The sequence below is a fragment of the Cohnella sp. OV330 genome (genome assembly GCF_900112065.1).
Taxonomy (GTDB): domain Bacteria; phylum Bacillota; class Bacilli; order Paenibacillales; family Paenibacillaceae; genus Cohnella.
In genome coordinates this window covers 391,693-416,286 of record NZ_FOKE01000006.1, presented here as the reverse complement: position 1 = coordinate 416,286, position 24,594 = coordinate 391,693, and the positions used below count along the sequence as shown (strand labels likewise).

General features: G+C 62.5%; 15 protein-coding genes. 1 reads left to right on the top strand and 14 read right to left on the bottom strand.

All coding sequences use genetic code 11. The features are described 5' to 3' along the window. Window positions 1–37: 37 nt before the first annotated feature. The 7 genes from BM235_RS17015 to BM235_RS16985 form a co-directional block, all read right to left on the bottom strand. Window positions 38–4,729, bottom strand: a complete 4,692-nt coding sequence (locus BM235_RS17015; protein ID WP_090115397.1) for a X2-like carbohydrate binding domain-containing protein — start codon at window positions 4,727–4,729, stop codon at window positions 38–40. A 5-nt stretch (window positions 4,730–4,734) separates the two neighbouring features. After that, window positions 4,735–7,131, bottom strand: a complete 2,397-nt coding sequence (locus BM235_RS17010; RefSeq protein WP_255374436.1) for a glycosyl hydrolase family 95 catalytic domain-containing protein — start codon at window positions 7,129–7,131, stop codon at window positions 4,735–4,737. 162 nt (window positions 7,132–7,293) lie between these two features. Continuing rightward, window positions 7,294–8,973 (bottom strand): extracellular solute-binding protein, encoded by a 1,680-nt coding sequence (locus BM235_RS17005; RefSeq protein ID WP_369803520.1) that lies wholly within the window; start codon window positions 8,971–8,973, stop codon window positions 7,294–7,296. A 94-nt stretch (window positions 8,974–9,067) separates the two neighbouring features. After that, complete coding sequence (locus tag BM235_RS17000; RefSeq protein ID WP_090115395.1) at window positions 9,068–9,976, bottom strand: carbohydrate ABC transporter permease; 909 nt, start codon at window positions 9,974–9,976, stop codon at window positions 9,068–9,070. Window positions 9,977–9,991: 15 nt separating this feature from the next. Then, entirely contained in the window at window positions 9,992–10,969 is a 978-nt protein-coding gene (locus BM235_RS16995) for an ABC transporter permease (protein WP_090115394.1), read from the bottom strand. A gap of 538 nt (window positions 10,970–11,507) precedes the next feature. Further along, on the bottom strand, window positions 11,508–13,802 hold the full coding sequence (locus BM235_RS16990) for an AraC family transcriptional regulator (protein WP_090115393.1): 2,295 nt from the start codon (window positions 13,800–13,802) through the stop codon (window positions 11,508–11,510). Between the two features lie 123 nt (window positions 13,803–13,925). After that, window positions 13,926–16,232 carry a glycoside hydrolase family 95 protein gene (locus BM235_RS16985; RefSeq protein WP_090115392.1) on the bottom strand — a complete coding sequence of 769 codons (2,307 nt, stop codon included), beginning with the start codon at window positions 16,230–16,232 and terminating at the stop codon, window positions 13,926–13,928. Between the two features lie 203 nt (window positions 16,233–16,435). On the opposite strand from BM235_RS16985, the gene BM235_RS16980 reads away from it, so the two are divergent. Further along, window positions 16,436–17,332: a helix-turn-helix transcriptional regulator gene (locus BM235_RS16980; RefSeq protein WP_090115391.1), complete on the top strand. Its 897-nt coding sequence runs from the start codon at window positions 16,436–16,438 to the stop codon at window positions 17,330–17,332. Here BM235_RS16980 and BM235_RS16975 read toward each other — a convergent pair. From BM235_RS16975 to BM235_RS16940, 7 genes are all read right to left on the bottom strand, one after another. Next, window positions 17,256–18,155 (bottom strand): PHP domain-containing protein, encoded by a 900-nt coding sequence (locus tag BM235_RS16975; protein WP_090115390.1) that lies wholly within the window; start codon window positions 18,153–18,155, stop codon window positions 17,256–17,258. The two genes, BM235_RS16980 and BM235_RS16975, sit on opposite strands and share 77 nt — an antisense overlap. Further along, window positions 18,152–19,051, bottom strand: coding sequence for a LysR family transcriptional regulator (locus BM235_RS16970; RefSeq protein ID WP_090115389.1), 900 nt, complete (start codon window positions 19,049–19,051; stop codon window positions 18,152–18,154). Before BM235_RS16970 ends, BM235_RS16975 begins: the two co-directional genes overlap by 4 nt. Before the next feature lie 230 nt (window positions 19,052–19,281). After that, window positions 19,282–19,719: a hypothetical protein gene (locus BM235_RS16960; RefSeq protein WP_090115387.1), complete on the bottom strand. Its 438-nt coding sequence runs from the start codon at window positions 19,717–19,719 to the stop codon at window positions 19,282–19,284. A 220-nt stretch (window positions 19,720–19,939) separates the two neighbouring features. Beyond that, a complete protein-coding gene (locus BM235_RS16955) occupies window positions 19,940–20,203 on the bottom strand; it encodes a YlbG family protein (protein ID WP_090115464.1) in 264 nt (87 codons plus the stop codon). Between the two features lie 43 nt (window positions 20,204–20,246). Further along, window positions 20,247–20,735 (bottom strand): YlbF/YmcA family competence regulator, encoded by a 489-nt coding sequence (locus BM235_RS16950; RefSeq protein ID WP_090115386.1) that lies wholly within the window; start codon window positions 20,733–20,735, stop codon window positions 20,247–20,249. A gap of 75 nt (window positions 20,736–20,810) precedes the next feature. Next, window positions 20,811–22,739 carry a hypothetical protein gene (locus tag BM235_RS16945; protein WP_090115385.1) on the bottom strand — a complete coding sequence of 643 codons (1,929 nt, stop codon included), beginning with the start codon at window positions 22,737–22,739 and terminating at the stop codon, window positions 20,811–20,813. Further along, window positions 22,736–24,490, bottom strand: coding sequence for a DNA repair helicase XPB (locus tag BM235_RS16940; protein ID WP_090115384.1), 1,755 nt, complete (start codon window positions 24,488–24,490; stop codon window positions 22,736–22,738). Before BM235_RS16940 ends, BM235_RS16945 begins: the two co-directional genes overlap by 4 nt. Window positions 24,491–24,594 lie beyond the last annotated feature (104 nt).

Genomic DNA, 24,594 nt, shown 5'->3' with positions numbered 1-24,594 from the left:
GAAGAGCCCGTCTTTTGTCAGTTCGCCATCGGATCGGTCAATCAGCCGACGCTTCGAGCAGATCGGCCAGCGCCCAGTGCCCGGCGGGCACGTCGGACCACTTGGAGACGCCGCCCGCTTGCGCAGGCTCGCGGCCCAGCACGCGGTTCAGCATCGTCACCGCTTCTGCGCGCGTCAGCGCCTGCCCGGGACGGAACGAGCCGTCCCCGTAACCGCCGATCCAGCCTGCGCCCTGCGCTTGCTTGATCGCCGCTTCGGCCCAGCTGCCGGCCGTGTCGCCGAATCCGGCGCCCGGCGTGCCGGAAGGCTGCGCGAGCTTCACGGCCAGTGCCGCCATCTCGGCGCGCGTGACCGGCTGATCCGGACGGAACGTGCCGTCCGCGTAGCCGTTCATGAGTCCGAGCTTGCCGACGGCAGCGATGTCCGCCGCGGCCCAGTGGCTTGCGGCTACGTCCTTATAGGACTTGGACTGCCCGTCGGATGTGCCGCTCGAGTCTGCGCCGAGCCTCGCGACGATCGTCGCGATTTGCGCCCGCGTCAGCGCGGCGCCGGGTCTGAAGGTACCGTCCGCAAAGCCTTGAATATAAGCTTTGCGGGACGTCGCCGGCTGATCGCCCAGCTTCAGCAGCGTGAAGGTGCTGAACTTGTTCACCGTAATTTTCAAGCCTTTGCCGGTGCCCAGATCGACGATCTCGCCGCGCTTCAGCTCGGTCGAACCGTCGCTGTGCTCGACGTAGACGCCCAGTTGATTCGCGCCGGCGCCGACGGCTTCGCCGAGCGGCAGCACGACGTCGACGTCATGGCCTTGCAAATTCGTATCGATCGTCAGCGGGCGTCCGATGACGGCCGCCTCTTTGCCGTAAGCGGCCTTGACGACGCTCGACGCGTTCGCGCGGCTTTGCGCGGCCGACCGGTCCGCCTCGCTCTTCAGCGGCTTGATCGTAAAGACGAGATCCGCGCCGGCAGCGCTAAACGATGCTGCCGGGATGACGATAGCGGTACCGCCGACCGATAATTTCAAGTCCTGCTTGCCGTCCGCGAGCAGCTTGGCGATCTCTGCCGCGATCGTCACTTTCGTCTCGGACACTGCGTCCTTAGCATCGGGAATGGCAAGCGTAATCGATTTTGCGCCGGCCGCAGCCTGCTTGGCGATCGCATCTTTAACCGACGTGCCCGAGAAGGACAATTCGTCCCGCTTGGTGCCGTCGCTAAGCGTCGTACGGCTGACGTCTACGGAGACCGCGCCGCTGCCGGACGCGCCTTCTACGCTGCCTTGAACCTTTTCAGGCGCAGGCGTCTGAGAGACGGGGCCTGACGGCGTCTGCGGCACCGCGTCCGCGCCAGCCACCGTATATGCAAGGCCGTCGGCGAGCAGCAGGTCGCCCGATGTTTTCACGACCTTCACCGTATGCATGCCGTTCGTCAAGCCGTCGAGATGGAAAACGTTTTGCTGCAGCTTGAGCGAGGCGCTCATGGCGCTGCCCGTTCCTTTCGATTCCCCGTCCACGTAAACTTCGAAATCTCCTTGCGACGGACCGGTCGGCATGGTCAGTGCGAACCCCGTCCCTTTAAACGTGTAACTGTAGGCGTCGCCGTCCGCTGTCGTATAGTGGATATCGCTGAACGCATCGCCTTTAAAGCCGAACGTGAGCGTCGTCGCGCCGGCCGGCAGGGATGCCAGATAGGCGGAGCGAATCGTCACCGTATTGCCGGTCACGGTATAATCCGTGCCTGCCGACAGCGTTTTGGTTCCGTTCTTGACGTCGACCAGGCTGCCGCTGTCGCGGAGCAAGGTAACCGTCGCGTCCGCCGGCTGCGCCGGATCGAAACCGATCGCTTCCTCGCCGAGCAGGCTCGGCTTTTCGATCCGTAGCGCGTCCAGCAGCATGAATTGGCCGTTTTTCTTGACGCCCTTCAGCGTATGCTGGCCGTTCGGCAGACCGGAGACGCTGTACACGGTCTGGAAGCCCTGGCGAACCGTGCTGCGCGTGTCGGCCGTCGAGACGAGCTGTCCGTCCAGGTACACTTCCATATCGCCTTGGGAATTGTCTTTTTCCGTGACGATGCCGATCCCCGTACCCGAGAAGACATACGTGAACGAATCGCCGTTATTTTCCGTAAATTGCACGTCGCCCTGATAATCGCCGTACGGACGGCCGCCGTTATTGTTCCAGGAGCCGCTGTAGGCGATGCCCGCATCGCTGTTGTTCACGAGCACGTACCGAAGGCCCGAAGTATCGGTCACGTTGATCGCCAGCGTCTGCGGCGCGCCGCCGCTGAACGAGAACGCCAGCTGCGCCGTGCCGACGGGCAGACCGGCCAGGTACGATTTCTTGACGGTGACCGTGTTACCCGCGACGGTATAATCCGCGCCCGCCGTCAACGCGTTATCGCCGTTCGCGATGCCGACAAGCGTGTTGCCGTTCAGCGTCAGCGTCGTGGACACGTCGGCTTGGTTCGCAGGCTTCTTGTCGAAGGAAGCCGCCTTCGGGTTGATCGCGCTGCTCTGTCCGCTGATCGTGACCGTCTTGGTCTCCGAATCGCCGCCCGCGAAGGAGAAGGCGAGCGTCGCATCGCCGGCAGCGAGTCCCGCGAAGGCGTCCTTTTTCACCGTGACCGTACCGCTTGCTACTGTGTAGTCCGCAGGACTTGCGAGCGCGCTGCCGTTCAGCGTCACGCCTTTCAGATAGCGGGCGTCCACCTTCAGCGCGGCCTGGACGTCGGCCGGTTGATCCGAGTCGAACGCGGCTGCCGCCGGGTCGATGAGATGCTCGACATGCACCTTCAGCGCGTCAAGCAGCGCGTAGCCGCCGGACTGTTTTACGCCTTTCAGCGTATGGGTCTTGCCGTCAAGCCCATCAATCGAGTAGACGGTCTGCTGTACCGATCGGCCCGAGTCGCTATCCGTATCCGCCGTGCCTTGCAGCGCATCGTCTAGATAGACGTCGACGTTGCCCTGATCGCCTTCTTTTTCGGTTATATAGTCGATACCCGTGCCTTTGAACGCATATTCGAAATAATTGCCGTTTCCTTGCGTCCAATGAGCGTCATCCAGGTAGTCGCCGACGCCTCGATTGTTGCTGTCGTTCCAGACGCCGGTGTAATGAATATCCGCGTCATCGTCGTTGACGACGATATAATGATCCGCCGGAGTAGCGAGCAACCCATTCACCTGATTGCCGCCATTCGCAGCCTCGAGCGTCTCCGATCCATCTACCGAAATGGTTGCGCCTGCCGCGAGGCCCGGCGCTGCGCTGCCGACGTTCACCGTCAGATCCTGCGATTCGGCGGACACTTCCTTGCCGCCGTTGCGCGTCCAGGCGCCGTCATAGATGAAGCCCGTATCGTCGTCGTTTACGAACGACGTGCCGCTCTTCGCGGTCACCTTGAACAGGCGCGAGGCATGCGGATCGACGCTTTCCGCCGTATAGCCCTTCTCGAACGTCCCGAGTTCGCTATGGCTCCACAGATCGCGGACCGACGCCGGACCGTCCAGTCCGATATCGCTCCAATTGACCGTGATCGATTCAGCTTTCGTGCCGAGGTTGAACACCGCGACATTATACGTGCCGTCGCCGTTGTTCGCGTACCAGACTTGCTGGCTGGTCGCGGTCGATACGGGGTGCGCCGGGCGGCCCGCTTGATCGATGGCGATCACCTCGTCGTTCGTCAGCAGCTGGAGGCCGTAGCTGTCGAGGCGCGTCAGATCGTTGCCCGTGTAGAGCGGCGCAGCCGATACGGCCCAGAAGGTCATCGCCGTTTGGCGCTCGTCCTTGGTCAGGCCGTCCATCGCGCCGTTGCCGACGTTCAAGGAGTCGAAGTCGTTCCAGCCGGTGCGCGGACCCGCGTCTCGCCACCAGATCGCGGCGTCCGGGAACAGCCGGGCGATGTTCGCCCACTGCGTCAGGCCGACCTTCGGATCGTAGGACTCGACGTCCCAGTCGACGCGCCAGCCGTTGGCGTACTTTTTCCACACGTCGGCATAGTTATGGTCGAGCGCCCAGGACAGCTCGAACCAGATGTTATGACGGGCCAGCGCCTTGGACCAGGCCGCCACGTCGTCGCGCGCGTCGATCGACGTATCGTTGTGGCCGGAGCCCGGCGTCACGCTGTCGAACTTGACGAAGTCGATGCCCCAGGAGCCGATCAGATCCGCGATCGAATCGATATAGGCCTGCGCGCAAAGGGGGCTCTTGTTGAAATCGATTTTGTAGCCGATTTTCCAATAGTCCGCGGTTTGGACAGGCTCCTTCGTGATGTCCCGAATATGGCAGCTCTCCGTGCCGTAAATCGGCAGGTTGGCTTCATATGCGGCAGGGGACAAGCCCGGGATCAGATAAATCCCGATTTTCTGCCCGTTGGCGTGGACGTAGTCGATGACGCTCTGAAAGCCGTCCGGATACAGCGTCTCGCTCGGAATCGGGCGGGCGTATTCGTCCATGCCGCCGTTCCAGCCGGCATCGATATTGATATAGTTATAACCGTGCGATTGCAGCTTTTCGTGCATCGCATCGGACATTTGCTTGATCTTGGCAGCCGATGTCCAGCCGCCGGACGGACCGTCGTACACCTGCATGCTGTAGCTGCTCCAGCCCATGTAAGGTTTCTGCGCCAGCTCTTTGTCGGCAGCCGCCGCCCGTTCGGCGCCCGGCGCGACGAGACCGAGCTGCGCGAAGAGCGCGACGACGAGCAGCAGGACGAGGCTTTTTGTCTTAAGGATTCGATGCAAATCAATCAGCTCCTTATTAATTGATAGAATCCATCTTTAACCGGCGTCAGCCGAATCGACGTTCCAGCCGGCGCATCGAACGCCAGCAGCGCGCCGGACGCCCTTTCCTCAGCGTCGTCTCGCAGAACGGTCGCATCGCCCGACCATGGATTGCAGACTTGAAGGGGAGCGCCGGCCTCGCTGAAAATCTCGACCCATCGTACTTGGCCGTTTTCAAAGGAAGCGCTTACGAGAAAGCCGCCCGCCGCCCGCAGCGTGGAGAACGAAGCCGGCAGGTGCTTGGGCCAGTTGGGGAACAGCCGCAATACGCCGTTGTAGCTCTGCAGCAGACACTCGTTGATGACCGCCGGCAGCGCGAAGTTTTCGATCCAAATGCCCATTTGCCCCATATAATCGAACGGCGTCGTATCGGAATAGCGGCCGCCCGCCTCGAGCAGTTTGTCGGTGCAGGTACCGTTCGGCAGCAGGCAGTAATCGATCTGACGTTTGAACCGTTCGAGATCGAGCATGCCCAGGCGAGCGCCGGCCATCGCGTAAAACACCAAATCGTTGCCGCCCTCGTTGCGATGGTTGAGGTAGCTGTTCGCCGCGGTCGCATAATCGTCCGGCGGCGAATGCAAGCCGTGGTCCTCGCCCGGGAACACCGTAGCGATGCCGTTCGGCACGTTGTACACGACCTCAGGGTCCTCGCCCGGCACCGAGACGAACACGGTCTCCCGCGCCGATCGGGCGGTCGGATAGTCCGGGAAATGCGTCAGCACCTCCTCGACCTCCGCGAGCAGCTCCGCCTCTTCTTCCGTCCGCCCGAGCGCCGCGCAAGCTTGCCCGAAAGCGCGGAACAAGAACTTCGTCAGCGTCAGGTCGACGATGCAATCCCGGTTCAGCTTGAAGCCCGGCGTCAGCTCGTACAGCTCCGGCGCGACGGTCGGATAAACGTGATAGCGGTCGTCGCCCCAAGCTTCGCCCCGCGCGTCCGGCCTTTTCATGTAGTCGACCATGAACAGCACGGCGTCGCGGATCGGGCCGAACGCGCGTCCGCCGAGAAATTCGAGATCCATCGTATACAGGTAATGCCACCATAGGCTCTGCACGGTCCATGGCGTCTCGCAAATTTCCCAGCCCCAGTGCGGGACGGGATAAGGCATCATAGTCATCTCGACCGGGTATGCGGAGTGCGGGTAATAAGCGCCCCGCAGGCCGTAATACTCGCGCGCCCATTTGCGGCTGATCGGTCCGATCCGTTCGACCATGTCCACGTAGGCAAGATGCTTGTCGACATGGTTGCTCGAAAAGGCAAGCCAGAACGGCTGCTGCGTATTGTAGTTCATGTGGTAATCTCCATGCCATTCGGAGCCGATCTTGCCGTAGCTCCAGTTGGCGAACAAGCCCGGACAGATCGCGTCCGGCGAGACGGCACAGTTGAAAAAGTATAAATTGCGGTACCAGACCCGCTCGAGAAAAGCGTCGCCGAGCGCCACGCCGGAGCGCGACCAATAGCGCGACCAGCAGTCCGCCGACTGCGCGAATGCGCTTGCAAATCCGGCTTTGCCGTCCTGTTGCGACGCTTCCAGCTCCGGCACGTCTGCGTCAGGACCCTCGTCAAGCGTGACGCGCACCTCGAACCTTTGCTCCGTCGGCACCGGATTCAGCAGCCCTTCCCAGGAGGAAACGCCTGCCTGCAGGACGGACGCCGGTTCGAACGTCGCCGTCAGGCGGAAGGCGCGGTCGTTTGCCTGTCCGGCATCGTCCGTCCCATCGCCCGCTGCGGCGGGCAGACGCTGGCGAAAGGCCATCAGCCCCCGCGACGCATCGATATAGGGCTTCGGCGCAGGCAGCTCTTGCGGCGTCTCCGGATCGGCGATCAGCTTGACGCGGTTGAACACGATCGGTACGTCCGATCCGCCATCCGTCCTGAGCGCCAGTCGCAGCGCGTCCGCATCTTGCTCGACGAACGTCAAAAGCTGTACTTGCTTGCCGTCCGCGAGCAAATCGATCTCGCACATGCCGTCGTGTATGCGCAGCGTGTGGCCGAGCACCTCGACCCGCCGCCGGTCGAAGCCGAGCAGCAGCGAGCCGCAGGGCATCGGGCGCGGATACGGCTTGGCGTAATTTTCGGCCGCCATTTCCACGTACTCGCGATACCACGGCTCCTCGGAGAGCGAGCCGTAATGCGCGGGAATCTCTTTAAGCCGCGCGAACAGGCTCTCGAAGTTACCGAGCTTTTCCTTGTTGTTTTCCGCGATCCGGATGTCCCAAACGTTGTTATGGCCGAAATGGATGACGACCGCATCCGGCCGGGTCGTGACGACGGCGCCGAGCTTGCCGTTGCCGAGCAGCGCGCCTTCGAAGAACGTCGCGGCCGGACGATCGTACCGGATGCCGTGGGCGGCTGCCCGTTCCATGACGTTCAAGCGGTGTCCTCCATTGCATGTTTGATGTATGGCTTACGCGGTTTCACTAGCCCGCCTCCCCTCGGATTCCTTTTTCGGGCATGACGAGCCAGGCCTTCCGGCTTTGCGGCCAGAAGGCCTGTGCTGCGCGTTCCTATGCCGGCCGGTTCGTGCTTACTTCGCGGCCTTGTCGTACGCTTGCTGCAGGATTTCCAGGTAACGGTCCAGTTTCAGGTCCTTCAGGCCCTTGACGTAGCTGTCCCAGTCCTTGTTCAGATCGAGGTTGCCAGTGATGAATTGAAGCTCGCTGCGCTCAATGTAGTTCTTGAGGTTGGTCTGCAGAATGCTGGCTTCGTCGGTCAACGACGGATCGATCCACAGCGACCAGAGCGGGAACAGTTCCTTCGGCTCGTGGCCTTGATACTCGAGGGTCGCTTGGTACAGTCTGCGCTCGTAGCCGGCCGAATCGTAGATGTCCGTAGCGGAGACGAAGCTGTCGCGGTATTCCTTCGGTTGGTAGAAGTGAGCGACGCCGCTCCAGCCTGCATTGCGAGGCGCTTCGCCTTCGGTTGCCGGGATCGGCTTGAACTGCGCCTTGACGCTCTCGTCCAGAGCCACGTCGTCCGGACCCGGCTTCTCCCAATCGATGCCTTCCATGCCGGATGCGCCGTTCGTCTGGCCTTCCGGCGTGAACAGATAGTCGACCATCTTGATCAGCGCGACTTGCGCTTCCTTGCTGGCCTTGTTCGTGATGACGAACTTGGCGCCCGGATCGACGCCGCCGCCATCATGCGTCGCGAACGAGCCGTTCGGGCCGGTCAGCGGAGGCAATGCGTCGTAGTCTGCGGAGAAACGGTTGCCTTTGTCGATGTTGACGAAGATGGCGGGGTGCATGCCTGCGCCTGCGCCGAGAATTTGCGCGTCGCCGTTCTCGCCGATCTTCTTGAACGCTTCGGCGTTTTGCGTGAAGGCGCCCGGGTCGATCAGCTTCTCGTCGTACAGCGACTTGATGTAGGCGAGGCCTTCCTTCCATTCCGGCGTGATCGCGGCGGACACGACCTTGCCGTCCTTTAGGTTCAGGTAGTTGCGGTCGTCGTCATAGACGAAGCCGTTCATCAGATAAGGCACGACGCGTACGCCGAAGTCTTCGATCGAACCGCTCAGCGGCACTTCGTCTTGCTTGCCGTTGCCGTTCGGATCCTTCGTCTTGAACGCTTCGAGCATCGCCTTGAACTCTTCGGTCGTCTTCGGCGGCTGGATGCCGAGCTGCTTCATCCACTTGGTGTTGACCCACATCTTGTTCGGATACGAGCAGTGGAAGCACTGCGTGTAGGACACGAGGCCGTAAATGTTGCCGTCCGGCGCCGTGATGTACTGCTTCAGGTCGGGATGGGCTTCCATCGCTGCCTTGATGTTCGGACCGTATTGGTCGATCAGGTCGTTCAGCGGGACGATGACGCCCTGCTTGCCGTACTTGAGCAAATCCGCTTGCGAGAAATGATCGATGTAAGAAGGCAGGATATAAGCGTCCGGGTAGTCGCCGCTCGCGAGCGAGATCTGGCGTTTTTCCTTCGCGCCGTCGGACGGGTTCAGCTGCCAGTCGAACTTGATGTTGAATTTATCTTCGATAAACTTGGAGAATTTGTTTGTCGTCAGATCGATGTTGGACTCCTGGATCGAGAACACCTTGATCGGCACCGGTGCGGCGGAGGCCGAAGCGCTCCCGGATGCGGCTGCGGATGAAGACGAGGCGCCGCCGGAAGAGGCGGACGAATTGTCGTTTTTGGCGCAGGCCGCGAGTGCCATGCTTAGGGCGATGACGATCGCCAGCAGACTTACGATTCTCTTTTTCAAGTGGGTCGCTCCCTTTTCTTGGATAGTTGCATGCTAAGTTTGCGGCAGCGTGCTACATACGCATCCCCCCTCTCACATTCGCCGCGGTCCCTTGTTATCCCTTCACGGAACCGACCAGCATGCCCTGAACGAAATAGCGCTGCACGAACGGATAGATGATGAGCACAGGCAGCGTCGCTACGACGATAAGCGAATACTTGAGCAGCTCTGACAGCTGCTGCCGCTCGACCATCTTCATCGCGTCCATCATGCCGGAGCTGTTGTTCTGGATGATGATGCTTCGCAGGACGAGTTGAAGCGGGAACAGATTGGCGGACTTCAAGTAAATCAGCGCGTCGAAGTAAGCATTCCACTGGCCGACGGCGTACATAAGCACCAGCACGGCGAGAATCGGCTTGGAGAGCGGGATGACGACGCTGCGCATGAAGCGCAAGTCGCTGCAGCCGTCGATCTCGGCGGCCTCGGCGAGTTCATCGGGTATCGAAGCTTGGAAAAACGTGCGGGCGATGATGACCTGCCACACCCAGATCGCGTTCGGGATAAGCAGCGCCCACCGGGTATCGATCAGATGAAGCGACTTGACGACCATGTAGGTCGGGATCAGGCCGCCGCTGAAAATCATCGTGAAGGTGACGATCATCATGATGGCGTTGCGTCCGAAAAACGTTTTGCGGGACAGCGGGTAGGCGATCATCACCGTCAGCGCGACGCTGATCAGCGTTCCCGCGGCCGTGTAGAAGATCGAATTGCCGTATCCCGTCAATATGGCGGGCGTGTTGAAAAGCGTCTCGAAGCCCTTGAAGGAGATATCCACCGGCCACAGGAAGACGCGTCCCGACGTGACGGCGGCGGGGCTGCTGATCGAGCTGCTGAGAATATAAATGAGCGGATACAGGACGGCGATCAGGACGATCGTGAGAATCGTATAGACGACGGCCATGAACAGACGGTCGCCGGCCGATTCGCGGATCGCCGTTCGTTTGGTTGCGGCTTGTGCTTGCATGTTCGAATCTCCTTTCTACCAGATGCTGCTATTCGTCAGGCGCTTGGCGATGCCGTTGACCAGGAGCAGCAGCACCAGATTAATGACCGAGTTGAACAGGCCGACCGCCGTAGCGAAGCTGTAGTTGGCGTTCAGCAGGCCGATGCTGTAAACGTAAGTCGCGATAATTTCCGAAGTCGATTGGTTCAGCGGATTTTGCAGCAGGTATACCTTCTCGAAGCCGATCGCCATCACGTTGCCGACGTTGAGGATCAAGATGACGACGATCGTGGGCAGAATGCCCGGCAGATCGACATGAACGATCTTTTGGAAACGGGATGCGCCGTCCACCTTGGCCGCCTCGTAAAGCGTCGGATCGATGCCCGCCAGCGCCGCCAGATAGATGACCGCGGAGTAGCCGGCCGTCTGCCAGATGTCAGACCAGACGTAGATGGAGCGGAACATGCCGGGCTCGCCGAGGAAGTTGATCGAATCGAAGCCCAGATGGTTCAGGGCGACATTGGCGAAGCCGAGTCTCGGCGCAAGGAACAGCATGATGATCGACACCATGACGACCGTCGAGATAAAGTAAGGCGCGAACGTCACGAGCTGCACGATGCGCTTGAAGCGGCCGCTGCGGATCTCGTTCAGCATGAGCGCGAGCAGGATCGGAATCGGGAAGCCCGCCAGCAGCAGGTAGCCGCTCAGCAGGATCGTATTGCGGATCAGATCCCAGAAGATCGGGTTATCGAAGAAGAGCTTGAAGTTCCGAAAACCCACCCAGGGACTGCCCCAGATTCCCTTGATGACGTTGTAATCTTTGAACGCGAGCACGGCGTTCGCCATCGGGTAGTACTTAAAAATTAAAAAGAATAAAAGCGGCGGCAGGACGACCAGGTACAGCTGCCAATGTTTCTTGAAGCTTTTCCTGGCTTCGAGCGTCCGGCTCCTTTTCACCCGCTTGCGGATCGGCTGCGGCTGCGCGTTGCCTTCCCATGCGATTTCTCCATCCATCGTTGACGATCCCCTCCTATCGTTCCCTAGCGCCAATTTTGCTTGGCAGCGCTTTCTACAGGTCCGATGATAGCGCAACCAAATCGCCGTTCGGAAGGTACAAATCGGTATTTCGAGGTACCATAAACCCGATTTCGAGGAGCCGATTCGCCTTGGAACGGCCCATTTTCCCTGATCTGACGCGGGGACGGGCCATCGGGATAACGGTACGGTCGGTTCGGGCGGCGTTAAAGCGGCGTTCTTGCGGCTGCAACTCGGATTTCCTTCGTTTCGGACACCAGTGCCGTTATTTTGCTCTGCAGACGCCTTTGAACCTGCAAGCGGACTCAGCATCCGTTATTCCCGTTCGAAGCCCGTCTGCATGCCTTAAAAATTGAAAATAGCGGATCCAAAGTCCGCAACGATCCGAAATTCGCCCCTCTTCCCGCAAATAGCGGCTTTACGGTCCGGCTACTCGGTCCATTTTCGTCTCGCCATGATGCACGCAGCGCAAAAAAACCGTCAGAGGATTCCCCCTGACGGTCGTTTAGGCATATTTTCAATCAAAAGACTGTCTGTACGCGCTCGGCGATACGCCCGACACCCGCTTGAACGCCCGGCGGAACGAATGCGAGCTATTATAACCGACCCTGTACGCGATCTCGTCGATCGTCGCGCTCCGGTCCCGCAGCAGCTCGGCCGCATGATCCATGCGGATTTTCTCCAGGTAATCGGACAGATTCGTGCCGGTGACGTCCTTGAACAGCTGCGAGATGTACTTCTCCGGCCGCTCCACCTGCTCGGCTACCTTGTACAGCGTGAGCTCGGCGTCGGAATACTTCTCCGCGATGTATTTCTTGATCTCCTCTACCGTCTTGTGGTGCAAATCGTTTTTCTTCGCGGCCACGACGCCGCACAGCGTATCGGTAATCTGTCCGATCTCGTCGCGGACCGCCTCCAGCGAATCCGTCTCCTGGATCGCAAGCGTCCGGTTTTTGACCGACTCGAACGGTTCGGCGGATTGGAACGTCTTCTGGTCGAGCACTTTGAGCAGCGTTCCTTTTAACTCCCCGATCAGTTGCCGCTTCATATCCGGCGAGAGCTCCCGGCTCTCCGCATTGCGGGCGAGCAGCTCCTCCACCATCCGGCGCGCCTCTTCCCGCTCGCCCGCTCTGATCGTGCCGATGAGCCGAAGCTCCGTCTCCAGCGGATAATAATAGGTCGCGCTCTCGGAACGGATGTCCCGATGCCACAAGATGTCCTTGCGGACGGCGTAATCGGCGTACTCGAGCGTCTCCCGCGCCTGCTCGCACGAGCGGCTGACCTCAAGCGCCGTGCCAAAGCTTTCGCCGAACGCGGCGGTGACGGAAATTTTGTACTCGTCGAACAAGCGGACGGCGAGCGGACGCAGCAGGCTCTCGATCTCGCTTTCCCCCGCTTCCTCCGGCTGCTCGGCCAGGAAGCCGAACAGCGCCGCCACCCGGTCCGAGCCCATATCCGTCATTTGCAGGTCCGGGAATAGCTCGCGCAGGTTTTGCTTGACGAGCAGGCGCGCAGCGTTCAATTCGTTCAGAATCTCGACCGTGTCCAGCCCGGCGTAGCCTTCGACGCGCAAAATGCCGACGGCGCCGGACGCGAAGCCGAACCGAAGGCCCGCTTGGTCCGCCGCGGCCTCGGCCTCGTCGCGCGTCTGGAATTCGCCGGAGAGCAGCCGCTTCAGATAGGCGTCCTGCACGAGCGGGAGCTGCCGATCGAGCTCGCTCTGCAGCCATTTGTTGCTCGTCAGCATATTGGCGACGTTGCCGTGCAGGAAATCGTAGGCGTTGCCGAGCGGCGGCTGGTCCTTGGCGAATTGGTCGCGAAAAACGCCGAGCAGCCGGTTGATCGGGGCGCTGTTCCGGTACGACAAGACGATGCCCGCCAGCAGTCCGACGACCAGCGCGACGGCCGTCACCGTCCACGTGATGAATTTAATATGGTTCGCGTTTTCCATGAGCACGGCCCGCGGGATGCCCGCACGGTACGTCCATCCCGTCTTGTCGGACTGAATGGCGATGACCAGGTCGTCGCCGTAAAATTGGCTCTGTTCGTCCGCGCGCAAGCCGTCCGTCCCGTTCAGCTCGAGAATCTCTTTCTCCGCGATGCCTTGCCGGCTGATCGTCTTCCCTTCGCGGTCGCTGATATACGTCCAGCCGCCGTACCGATCCTTCAGTCCCGTCAGCAGGCTCTGAATCGTCTTCTCGTCGATGATGACGACGACGGTAGCCGGGGAGACCTCGCCGAAGCTATCCAATGGAAGCGATTGCATATACGAAATGACCGACGTCTGGCCGTCGCCGTCCTCGAACGGGCTGAGCGGCAGAATTTCCCGGCTATGGGGCTTGTTCAATATCGTATTGCGCCAGTCGTCCAGCGTCATATTGCGATAATGCGCGGTCTCGTAGTAATGCTCGGGACGGAAATAAGCGGATCCCGGCGTCAGGACGACGTTATAGTTCCGCAAGTAAATGTAGTAGTTCCGCAGGAAGTCGTTGGTCTGGCCGAAAACCATGACGCTTCGCAGCACGTTCCAGATGCTGTACAAATTGACGTCGCCGTCGCTCTTTTTCTCGTTCATGAGCACGAACAGATCCTGGTTCAGCGCCAGCTGCCGGGTGAACCCCTCGACCTCGGCCATTCTGCGCTCCAGCAGCTGCTGCGCGTTCTGCAGCTGGGTGACGCCGTTTTCGATCGAGATCGACTGCGTGACCTCTATCGAGGTCCGGTAGGACATATAACCCGCGATGCTGGGCAGGATCAGGATGACGAGATAGGAGAGCAGAAAGTTCCGGTAGATCCTCGAATGCTTCGGCAACGCCCGACCCCCCTTTTTCTAGTAGCACCATTATACACGAAAGACAACTACCGGTCCGCCGTAATCGGCAGTCCCGTAGTTGTCGCAACCTTGCGTCCTATGATTCGGCTCGCTTTGCCTCGGTTAAGCTCGGAGCTCGGCGTCCACGACGATCGCTTCGCCGGCCCGCAGCGTGAAGCCGGTCTCGCGGTCCCGGTAACGCAGTACCGCCTGCAGATCCGAGCCTGCCCGGATCGTCGCGCTCGTCAGCGCGCCGTCGGACCAGACCAGATCGACCTCGGCGTTGCCGCGTGCTCTCAGCCCCCGAATGCTGCCGGTATGCCAGCTCGCCGGAAGGGCGGGCAGCAGGTGGATGACGCCCCCGTGGCTTTGCATCAGCATTTCCGCGAAGGCGGCCGTACCGCCGAAGTTGCCGTCCGCGACGAAAATATTGCTCTCCGCCCCCGCGATGCCGGCCTTGGAGTAAGTCAGCAGATTGTCGAAGCATAGCCGTCCGACCAGATAGGATAGCTGGCGAAGCGCCAGCTCCCCGTCGCCGAGCCTTGCGAAGCCGCCCGCGAACAGCGCGAGCGTGAACTCCACGTCCTCGAGCTCGGCGGCGTCCATCCGGTTCGCGAGCGTACGCTTCGCCGCTTCGGCCAACTCCGGCGTGTCGCGCGGGGTTACCTGGGCGCCGGGGAAAAGCGCGTGCAGATGAGACACGTGCCGGTGGTCCGGCTGCGCCTCGCCATAGTCCTCCAGCCATTCCTGCAGCTGGCCGCCCGCGCCGATCTGCAGCGGCGGCAGCAGGCTGACGGCCTTGCGCAGCCGGACTTGGAAGTCTTCGTCGATGCCGAGCCGCTCCGCGGAGGCCAGACAAAACGCGAACAGATCGCGCACGAGCACCTGGTCAAGCGTCGCGCCCATGGACAACGCGTAGCTGCGCTCGCGGCCCGCCCCAGCATAGAAGCTGTTCTCCGGCGAATTGGAAGGCCCGGTCACGAGCCAGCCCTTCTCCGGATGGACGCTCATATAGTCCAGGTAGAAGAGCGCCGCCTCCTTAAGCACCGGGTAGGCGCTTCGCCGCAGGAAGTCGTCGTCGAGCCCGTATTCGTAATGGACGCGGAGCTGCTCCGCCAGCCACAGCCCGCCCGTCACGTTCAGCCCCCAAGAATAATGCCAGCCCGGCGCCGTAAAGCCCCAAGCGTTGGAAAACACGTGCGCGACCCAGCCCGGCGCGCCATAAAAGTCGCGTGCGGTGCGGCGTCCCGCTTCGGCCAGGCGCTCCACGTAGCGCAGGAGCGGCAGATGACAGTCGGCCAGGTTCGCCGCTTCGGTCGGGAAGTAGTTCATCTCCGTGTTGATGTCGAGATGATAGTCGCAGCTCCATGCCATGCGGTTGGCCTCGCCGTCGTTCCAGATGCCTTGCAGGTGAAGCGGCAGCGCCGAATCCGCCCGCGAGCCGGCGATCGTCAGATAGCGTCCGTATTGGAAAAACAACGCGAACAGGCCTGGATCGTCCGCGCCTTCGCGCAAACGGCTCATTCGCTCGTCGGTCGGCAGTACGCCGCTCTCCGACGAGTTTCCGAGGGAGGCATCCACGCGTCCGAACAAACCGCGATAGTCGGCGATATGATCCTCGCGTATCTTCGCGTATCCTTTGGCTGCCGCCCGTTCGACCGCGGTCGCGCATTCGGTGCGCCACGCCTCGCCTTCCCTGTCGTAATCCGTGCTTGCGGCGACGTAGATCCACGCCTCGTCGGCTCCCTCGACGACCAGACGTCCCCCGCGCGCCGTCAACCGTCCACCGCGCGCGACGACGCGGACGCGCCCCTCCGCCCGTACGCCGCACTGGCCGTCGCTATGCATCGTCTCCGTCGCCTTGCCGGCGAAGGACAAGACGCCCGATTCCGGATCCGCCGTAGAAGTGAAGCGCTCCGTACGGCCCTCCAGCGCGAGCGTGAAAGACACGCCGCCCGATCTAGAGCTCGCAAGGCTCCCCGCGATCACGCCGTCCGCGTGGCTCGCCAGCGCTTCGCGGCGGATGCCCGTCCGATCCTCGCATTTGAACCCGTACAGCGCGTTCTCCAGATCGAGTTCCCGCGTCACTCCCCCTCCGATTGCGTCCGTGAACGTCAGAATCAGATCGCACATCGGCATATTCGTGCCGAAGTTTCCTTTTTCCGATTGCAGCAGCGCCGCGGCGCGCTCCTCGCCGGCCGCGTAATCGCCGTTCCAGAAGTGGCTTTTCAGCTGTTCCAGATCGGCTTTGTCACGCGGCGCGAACGGCGTTTCCTCCGCCTTGCCCGACCAATAGGTGACTTCCGTCAAGCTCCAGACCTCGCGCGCTGCGTCGCCGTATATGACGGCTCCCATTTGTCCGTTGCCGAGCGGCAGTCCCTGCTTCCAACCGTCCGCGCCTTTGTCGTACCACAGCTTCGTATCGCTCATCGTCCATTCACCCTTCAAGTTTCTATCGCTTCCGCCGGCGGTCCCGTTGCGATCTTATTTGTTCGATCGTCCGCATATCCGCACGAATGCTTTTCATATCGTCATCGATATCGTACCATGAGAAGAGCGTTTCGTATTTGTTAGCGCATCCACTTATTTGACGATTCGTCCGCTCATTTTCTTGTTTAGGAGGAGGTTCCGATATGAAAAGCCTGTCGGACATGACGCCTTATCTCGGCGATCTCATGCCGTACGTCTATGACGGAAGCGCGAATGAAGGGCTTCGGGTATGCAGCGTGTACGCGATGCATCTGTTCCCGGAGGGCGGCGGGGAAATGGAGATCGAGGGCGTACGGTATCCGCTGGACAAGCGGGCGCTCGTCTTCTTGCGTCCAGGCCAGCCCCACGCGTTCCATATCTCGCCGGAGCGGCCGCTTTCCTCTTTTAATTTGTACTTCGACCTTTGGGACGCCAAGGACCCGGTATCGCTGAACCGCATATTTATTTATGCGCCCGAGCCCTTCCGGCTAGGCGCCGTCTCCGTCGCCTGTCCGTGCGCGGAATTGGACGCCCTCCCCGGCGTATCGTCGCTCCAGGACGATCCGCAGCTCTACGAGGAGCTGCTTCGGATCGTCAGGGTATACGAAGAATCCCGCTACTATCGCAGCGAGATTCTGAACAGCATGATGTATGCGTGGATGCTGAATTGGTTCAACGCGCGCCATACGCGGAGGCCGAGCGACTACCGGATCGTGAAGCTGCTGGAGCGGCTCGAGCACAACCCCGGCCGGAGAGAGAGCGTCGGCGAATGGTGGGAGATGTGCGGTCTTAGCCGCACCTATTTTCACGAGCTGTTCCTTCGGGAGACGGGGTTTACGCCCAAAGCCTACCAGCACCGCCTGCGGATGCGCAGGGCGGCGATCCTGCTCCGCGAAAGCGACCTCACGATTACCGCCGTCGCGGACAAGCTCGGCTATCCTTCGATCCATCCGTTTACGCGTCACTTTGGCGCCTACTACGGCGTCAGTCCGATGCAGTACCGCCGCCGTCCGGCGAGTCCGACAGGCGCGCCGCCAGCCGATCCTTCGACCGCTCTCTGAGCGCGCGCACGACGTCCCCATCGGCCGACCGCCAGCCGATCGGACCGTGATACACCCGTCCCTTGCGTTCGCCGTGAAAATCCGACCCGCCGGTCGCGATGACGCCGTACCGCTGCGCCATCGCCGCATAGCGACGCTCGTCTTCGGCCGTATGGTCCGAATGGTACGCCTCGACGCCGTCCGCGACGCCGCCCCGCAGCAGCGCTTCGACGGCTTCGTCCGCGCCGTAGAGCCCGGGATGGGCGATGACGGCGGCCCCGCCGGCCTCGTGAATCCAGGCGATCGCTTCGGCCGGCGCGATCCGCGGCGGCAGGACATAGGCCGGCTTGCCCTCGGCCAGGTACCGGTCGAACGCCTCCTGCACCGAGCCTACCGCCCCGATCCTGACCATCGCTTCGGCGATATGCGGCCGGCCGACCGTCTCGTCCGGTCCTCGGTCCCGTCCCGCCGCGTCGAGCACCGTCTCCCAGGAGAGGCTCACGCCCAGCTCGTTCAACTTCGCCACGATCAGCTCGTTGCGCGAATCGCGCACGCGCCGCTGTGAAGCGAGCCGCGCCAGGAATACCGGATCTCGGTCGTCCGCGAAATAACCGAGAATGTGGATGTCCTGGCCGTCCTGCGCCGTGCTGATCTCGACGCCGGGCACGACCTCGATGCCGTACGTTTTTGCGGCTTGCCTGGCTTCGTCCAGTCCGGCCACCGTATCGTGATCGGTGATGCCGATGGCGGAGAGGCCCGCCCCCGCCGCCATGCGGACGTTTTCGGACGGCTTGTGAAGACCGTCCGACGCGGTCGTATGCGTATGCAGGTCCGCTCTCTTCAAGCTTGAATCCCCCTTAAGTAATCTAGCAGCGACGCGCCTGCGATCGGCAGGTCCGACGATTGCTGGCGAACCGCGTAAAACTGCCTTCGGAACGATACGCCCCGGATCTTCACCGGCGCGAGCAGCGAGAGCGCGGCCTCGTGCCGGATCGTCCATACCGAGACGAAGGACAGCCCCAGGCCGGCCTCGACGGCCGACTTCACGGCGCCCGTGCTCCCGAAGTCGCTCACGACCCGCAGGTCCGAAGGCTGCGCGCCGTGCCGGAGGAGCTCCTCCTCCATGACCTGCCGCGTGCCCGATCCCGTCTCCCGCAGCACCATCGGCTCCTTCAGCACTTCTTCGAGCTCGACCTCGCTACGGGCGGCGAACGGGTGCCCCGCGGGCACGACGAGCACGAGCTCGTCGTTCATGACCGGTTCGGCGATCAATCCAGGCCCTTCCGCGCGCCCCTCGACCAATCCGAAGGCGAGCCCGTGATTTTCGATCTCCTCGATAATCTCGGACGTGTTGATGATGCGCATGCTTAGCGACAGATCCGGGTACTTTTTCAAAAAAGGCGCGAGCAGGCGCGGCAGCACGTATTCGCCGATCGTCAGGCTGGCGGCGAACTTAAGCCGGCCCTTGAGCTGTTCGGCGTGGACGGCCATGACCTCGTCCGTCTCCCGCATCAGCTCCATCGCCTTGCGCGCTTGGGGCAGCAGGGCGCGTCCCGCATCGGTCAGTTCGAGCTTCTTGGCGGACCTTCGGAACAGCTTGGCCCCGAACCGCTCCTCGAGCGCCTGAATCTGCATCGTCACCGCGGGCTGCGTCATGTGCAGCGTCTGTGCGGCGGCGGAAAAGCTCCCCCTCTCGGCCACCGCGTAAAAGGTGTGGAGTTGATGCACGTTCAACGCCATAATTTTCGAATTCCCGCCTTCCGGACATTTGAATGCATTATAACATAATCGGCCGCGGCGATCTTCGCCGCTTTCGCCATTCGCTTCAGCCCCGCAAAAAAGCCATGCAAATAGGAAAGCATGAGAGACGTGCAGAAAAAGGACATGCAGAACAGACGTACAGAAAAGGACATGCAGAAAAAACGCGCAAAAAAAAGCATGCCTCGCGGCATGCTTTCATATGAATAGGCTTAGCGGCGTTTCCGGTTGTTCTTGATCAGAGTCATGCGGCGCGAATGCCGCAGCCAGGAATAGTACGTCTTTAAGTCCCGCAGCTCCATCGTCTCCGACATTCTGCCGAGAAAGGTCACGACGATCATCTTGTGGAGCGGATTGCCGATCAAGTCGACTTCCTTTTCGGAGACGGCGAACTCCGCCACGAACACGAGGTCGTCGTCGATCGTGTAGACGTCCTCTTCGTTGCGATAGTACGATACGACGCGCCCCTCTTTCAGACACTGCCATAAAAACTCGGCGATATCGGAAAAGCCCGTCTTTTCGGATTCGACGCGGTCCGTCCAACGAACGCGAGCATGATTCGTAATGATGATGTCCGCGACTTTTTTATCCCCAAGCTCAACGAAAAAAGGCTCGTACGTGCTCCAACGCTCCGTTTGCTTGTCTTTCACGGGACTTCCCTCCCTCGCTCGCATGAGCCAAAAGACCTATAAAGGGTTTGAGGTGTTAGGCATATATATACATTCTATCGCAAATATTCCCGTACATTCAACATTAAAAAAAATAGATTCCAGACTTTACATTTTTTTAATGTTCAGGCCTCTTTTTTGGCTATAAAAAAAGAGCGCCGGCCCGGTCGCCGGCGCGGCGCTCCAATCGCTTGCCCCTCGCTTAGAGCCCGTAAAACCGGGTCTTGTCCGGCACGTTGCTCTCATACTCGGTCTTGATCTCGCCCCGGTAGGAGCGCTCGATCTTGCGGACGTAAGGCAACCGCTGCAGATTGCGCACCGTGTCCTCCGAGGTTTCCCCGTCCATGTAGAGGACGGCATAATTCATCTTGCGAGACATATAATGCAGGCTGCCGTACTTGTCCAGCGCGCGCGCCGCCTTCCAATCGCTGAACCATACGATGTACCCGATCCGTTCGGCGAACATGACGCTCCTCCGTTCCGCACGCCGGCCGAAGCCGGCGTTCATATTATCCGCAGCCCCCGCTACCGCAGGAGCAGCTGCCGCCGCTGCCGCAGCCCGACGCCTTGGGGTTCGGATCGTTGTCCGGCACCTTGATCGTCTCGGACACCGAATGCGCGATCAGCAGCGATACTTCGTGGAGCAGCAGGTCGACAGCGCGCTCCGCTTCCTTGAAGCGGCGGACCGCCTCGATCTCCTCGAGCTTCGCCTCGGCCGCGTAGACTTGGTCCAGCGCCTCGTGGTAATCCGGGTGAAAATGACCGAACCGCTCGCACTCGCCGAACTTGTCCTTGGCCTTGAGAAACTCGCGGATGCGAAGCTGCGCTTCGCCGCTGCGCTCCACGGAGCGCTTCCAGTATACGTAATCCTCCGTCAATGCGGAGTGCTTTATCAGATCTCCCAGCTCGAAGGCGCGTGCCGCGATCGCCGTAAGGTCGACCGCGGGATCCGACGAATATCCGACGGACGCCTCCGCCGCAGGGAGGGATTTAACCATGGTCAAGACTTAACCACCTGCCCCTTATGCGCTTGGGATACATGGTCTATCATATCACATAATCGCGGCGAGGGGTCAAGTGATCGGCCGGCAGTCGACGCCGAACTCCGAATCCGGGAGCGAGATCATGATCTGACCGATCTCCGCGGCTTCGAGGGCGATCGGGTTCTCGGCGAGCACCGGCTTGCCGCTGCCGGCCTCCCGGACGAACGGCCTGCCCCAGACGCGCCAGCCGCCGCGCTCGGCGGGCACGACACGCTCCGGCGCGAAATCCATCCATGCGCCGTCTTTGCACAGCCTCAATCCCGAGCGCCAGCCGATGGCCCGCTCTATGATTTCTTTGCGCGTCGAAGCGTGATAGGCCGCGGGCTGCCGCAGCCAGCCGGGCGGCACGCCTTCGGCGCCGGGATAGAGCTTGCGCGAGAGCATCGGCGGCCTGGCGTCCCAGGCGCGCGCTTGTTCAGGTGCGCCTGTGCGCTCCGCCGCTTCGGCGCACCCGAAGATATCGTCGGCGGGCGCCTCGCTATGGGGATCGTCTTGGCTTTCCATATGGCGACCGTCATAGCGCTCGTTATGGCGCTCGTCATCGCCGGCCTCCGGCTGCTTGGCGTGCGCTTCCTGCTGCGGCGCTCCCGATAGCTGTGCCGCAGCTTCCGTTAGCGGCGCCGACTGCCCTGCCGAATGGGCAGGCGCAGCGTGAAACCAATCGCGCAGCGCGATGTCGACGGCGCCGGGCAGCGGCGCGCCCGAGCCGCGTTCCAGCGCGAACCGTGCCTGCTCGAGGCTTGTCCCGCCCGCAAACGCCCGTCGGCAAGCGTCCGCATCGAGCCGGTAGACGGCCACGACGTCCTCGGACAGGCGGCGCGCCAACAGCTCGAGCTCCCATCTGGCGCCGGGCGGCACCTCCGGCGGCACGATCGCCTCGAGATCGGGCATGAGCTCGTAGCGGTCGTAGCCGTCCGCCGACACCCACAGTCGCTCCGGATTCGGCTCGATGATCCACCGCAGGGCGGCGCCCTCCGCGCCGCTCCCCGTCTCCATCCATCCGGCTGCCCGAAGGAACCGGACCCAGGCCTCGGCAGCGCCGGCGGCTTCTTTCGTCGGCAGCGCCTTCGCGATCTCCGCCGCCGAATACCAGCGCATCGGCGCCAGGTCGCGCAGCGATTCCGCGGCCAGCCATGCGCCGGACTCGGGCGCCGCCGCCGAGAGCAGACAGTGTGCGGCTTGCTCGAGCAGACGAAGCTCCGCTTCGGAGGCGGGCAGCGCCAGCCATGCCTTCGCTGCCTCGTTCGGCTCCGCCGAGATCGCCCGTCCGCGCCGCTTCAGCATGCCCAGCGCGCTGCCCAGCCGAAGCGCCAGAACGGCCGATGCGGGCAGCGCCTCCCAGGCCGGCGGCATCGCCAGCGGCGGGATGTCTTCAGGCGCGAGTCGCATGGCGGAAGCAAGTTTGGCGGCATCCTGCTTGCGCGGCGCTCCCTTGGCGGTGAGCGGCAGTCCGGTCCTTCGAATCGCCGACCATGCGGCGATCAGCTCGTGGGACAGCGGCGCAGCCGCGGCATCGCAGCCGTCCATCCAAGCCTCTTCGGGCAGCGGCCGGGCGCGCAGCGGCAGCAGCAGTCTGCGCCACGCCGCGCACATATCGGAGGGCACGAGAAGCAGACGGTCTCCCCAGGGACGATCCATCGCGAACACGATGCCGTCGCGCCGAAGCAGCTGGACGGCGAGCCGGAGCTCCGCCCCCGTCCAGCCGAACGGCGGCCTGCCGCCTTCCGTCGCGAGCTTCTCCTCCGGGAACGGCGCGGGACCGAAGCGCTTGACGATCAGCGCGAGCGTGTCCCGCGCGAACGGCGGCGCCGATTCGGCCCACTCGGCCGCGCGGGACGGATCGGCCAGCACTTCCGCGAGGCTTCTCCCCTGCGCGAGCCTGCCGGCCGTCCATGGGCCTTCGCGCTGCCAAGCGAGGGCTCCTTCGGGCAGTTCGCCTACGATCTCCCGCGTTTTCATCGCGGACCGTTCGCGGCCGGTAGATCCGCCTCGCTCCCGTCTTCCGCCCAGCGCCGCACTTCGTAGCGGTAGCCCTGCTGGACGAGAAATTGCTGCCTTCGGCGGGCGTACTCCACCTCGTCCGTGTGTTCGCTGACGAGCGAGTAGAACGAAGCGCCGCCTCCGTTCGCCTTGGGCCGCAAGATGCGCCCGAGGCGCTGCGCCTCCTCCTGCCGGGACCCGAAGCTGCCGGAGATTTGGACCGCGACGGCGGCGTCCGGCAGGTCGACCGCGAAGTTCGCGACCTTCGACAGCGCCAGCGCGCGCAGCTCGCCCCGGTTGAAGCGGTCGAAGAGCGCTTGCCGCTCGCCGTGCGCCATGTCGCCGGTCACGAGCGGCAACCCGAGCTCCCGGGACACGCGGCGGAGCTGGTCGAGATATTGGCCGATCACGAGCGCCTGCTCGCCCTCGTGGCGTGCCAGCAGCGCGCGGACGACCTCGGCCTTGCGCGGATTTTCGCCCGCGATCCGGCTGCGGGCGCGCGCGGGGGCGTCCGCATACCGCTCGGCGCAGCCGGGCTCAAGCGGCACTCGCACTTCGCTGCAGGAGGCTTCGGCGATCCAGCCGGCCTCCTCAAGGCTTTTCCACGGCGCCTCGTACGCCTTCGGCCCGACCAGGGCGAATACGTCGCCCTCCCGGCCGTCCTCGCGCACGAGCGTCGCGGTCAGCCCGAGCCTTCGCGTCGCCTGCAACTCGGCGGTCAGGCGAAACACCGGAGCCGGCAGCAGATGCACCTCGTCGTAAATGATGAGCCCCCAGTTGCGGTCTTGGAACAACGGCCAATGCGCGTTGCTGCCGCGCTCTCCGCCGCGGCTGGACAGCACCTGGTAAGTGGCGACCGTCACGGGCCGTACCTCCTTGCGCTCCCCGGTATAGGCGCCGATCTGATCGTCCCCGAGCGTCGTCGCGCGGCGCAGCTCGCGGATCCACTGGGTGACCGACATCGTGTTCGGCGTCAGAATCAGCGTCTCGCAAGCGAGGCGCGCGATCGCGCCGATGCCCACCCACGTCTTGCCGGCGCCGCAGGGCAGCACGACGACCCCGCTGCCGCCCGCGACGGCCGGAGCGGGCGAGGCCGCAGTCGCGGCTAGTACGGTGCCGCCTTCTTTGCCAAGCAGCGCGTCCACGGCCGCTTGCTGATAGTCGCGCAGTCCGGGCAACGCGCCGGAGCTTCGCAGCGCCAGCGGCAGCGGCTCGCCGCTTCGGTAGCCGGCATCGTCGATGACCGGGTACCCAGCCAGCGCCAGCTCGCGCTTGAGCCAGCCTCTGGCATCGGGGCGAACGACAGCATAGCCGCCGTCCGCGGACAGTCGCAGCCAGCCGGACACCGCCTTAAGGGCGGCGACGGCCGCGAGCAGCGCGGGCTCCTTCGCCAGCAGGCGGAGCTCGCCGTCTTGTACGCCAAGGCGAAGCTGACCGTACCTGGCGAACTGCGCGGCGAGATCCCGCTCCAGCGATGCCGGCACGCCGTATCTGGACAGGGCGCGCAAGCTGCCCAGAGCGCGCGCGGCCGTCCAGCCGGAAGCGGCCGCGTTCCATACGGTGACGGGCGTAATGCGATAAGTATGCAGATGGCCGGGTCGCTTCTGAAGCTCCGCGATCGCGCGCAGCAGCGCCTGCGCTTCGCCGAACCCCGGCAGCCGCTCGTCCAGCAGCAGCGTGCCGTCCGACTGGGCGATGATCGGCGCGGCGGTCTTGCGTGACAGCGTCATAAGGCGGGCGCCTCCTCTCCTTTTTATACCAAGGATGCCCCGAACCCCGCGTTTATAAGCGCCGCTCTATGCAGCCCCCGCTCATCCGACCGCAAAAAAAACAA

What these genes read in the sequence shown, in the direction of transcription:
- BM235_RS16980 (WP_090115391.1), top strand. Translation starts at nt 16,436, where the DNA reads ATGAAAAGCCTGTCGGACATGACGCCTTATCTCGGCGATCTCATGCCG.
- BM235_RS16985 (WP_090115392.1), bottom strand. Translation starts at nt 16,232, where the DNA reads ATGAGCGATACGAAGCTGTGGTACGACAAAGGCGCGGACGGTTGGAAG.
- BM235_RS17000 (WP_090115395.1), bottom strand. Translation starts at nt 9,976, where the DNA reads ATGCAAGCACAAGCCGCAACCAAACGAACGGCGATCCGCGAATCGGCC.
- BM235_RS16945 (WP_090115385.1), bottom strand. Translation starts at nt 22,739, where the DNA reads ATGAAAACGCGGGAGATCGTAGGCGAACTGCCCGAAGGAGCCCTCGCT.
- BM235_RS16955 (WP_090115464.1), bottom strand. Translation starts at nt 20,203, where the DNA reads ATGTTCGCCGAACGGATCGGGTACATCGTATGGTTCAGCGATTGGAAG.
- BM235_RS17010 (WP_255374436.1), bottom strand. Translation starts at nt 7,131, where the DNA reads ATGGAACGGGCAGCCGCCCACGGCATCCGGTACGATCGTCCGGCCGCG.
- BM235_RS16940 (WP_090115384.1), bottom strand. Translation starts at nt 24,490, where the DNA reads ATGACGCTGTCACGCAAGACCGCCGCGCCGATCATCGCCCAGTCGGAC.
- BM235_RS16950 (WP_090115386.1), bottom strand. Translation starts at nt 20,735, where the DNA reads ATGGTTAAATCCCTCCCTGCGGCGGAGGCGTCCGTCGGATATTCGTCG.
- BM235_RS16995 (WP_090115394.1), bottom strand. Translation starts at nt 10,969, where the DNA reads ATGGATGGAGAAATCGCATGGGAAGGCAACGCGCAGCCGCAGCCGATC.
- BM235_RS16970 (WP_090115389.1), bottom strand. Translation starts at nt 19,051, where the DNA reads ATGGCGTTGAACGTGCATCAACTCCACACCTTTTACGCGGTGGCCGAG.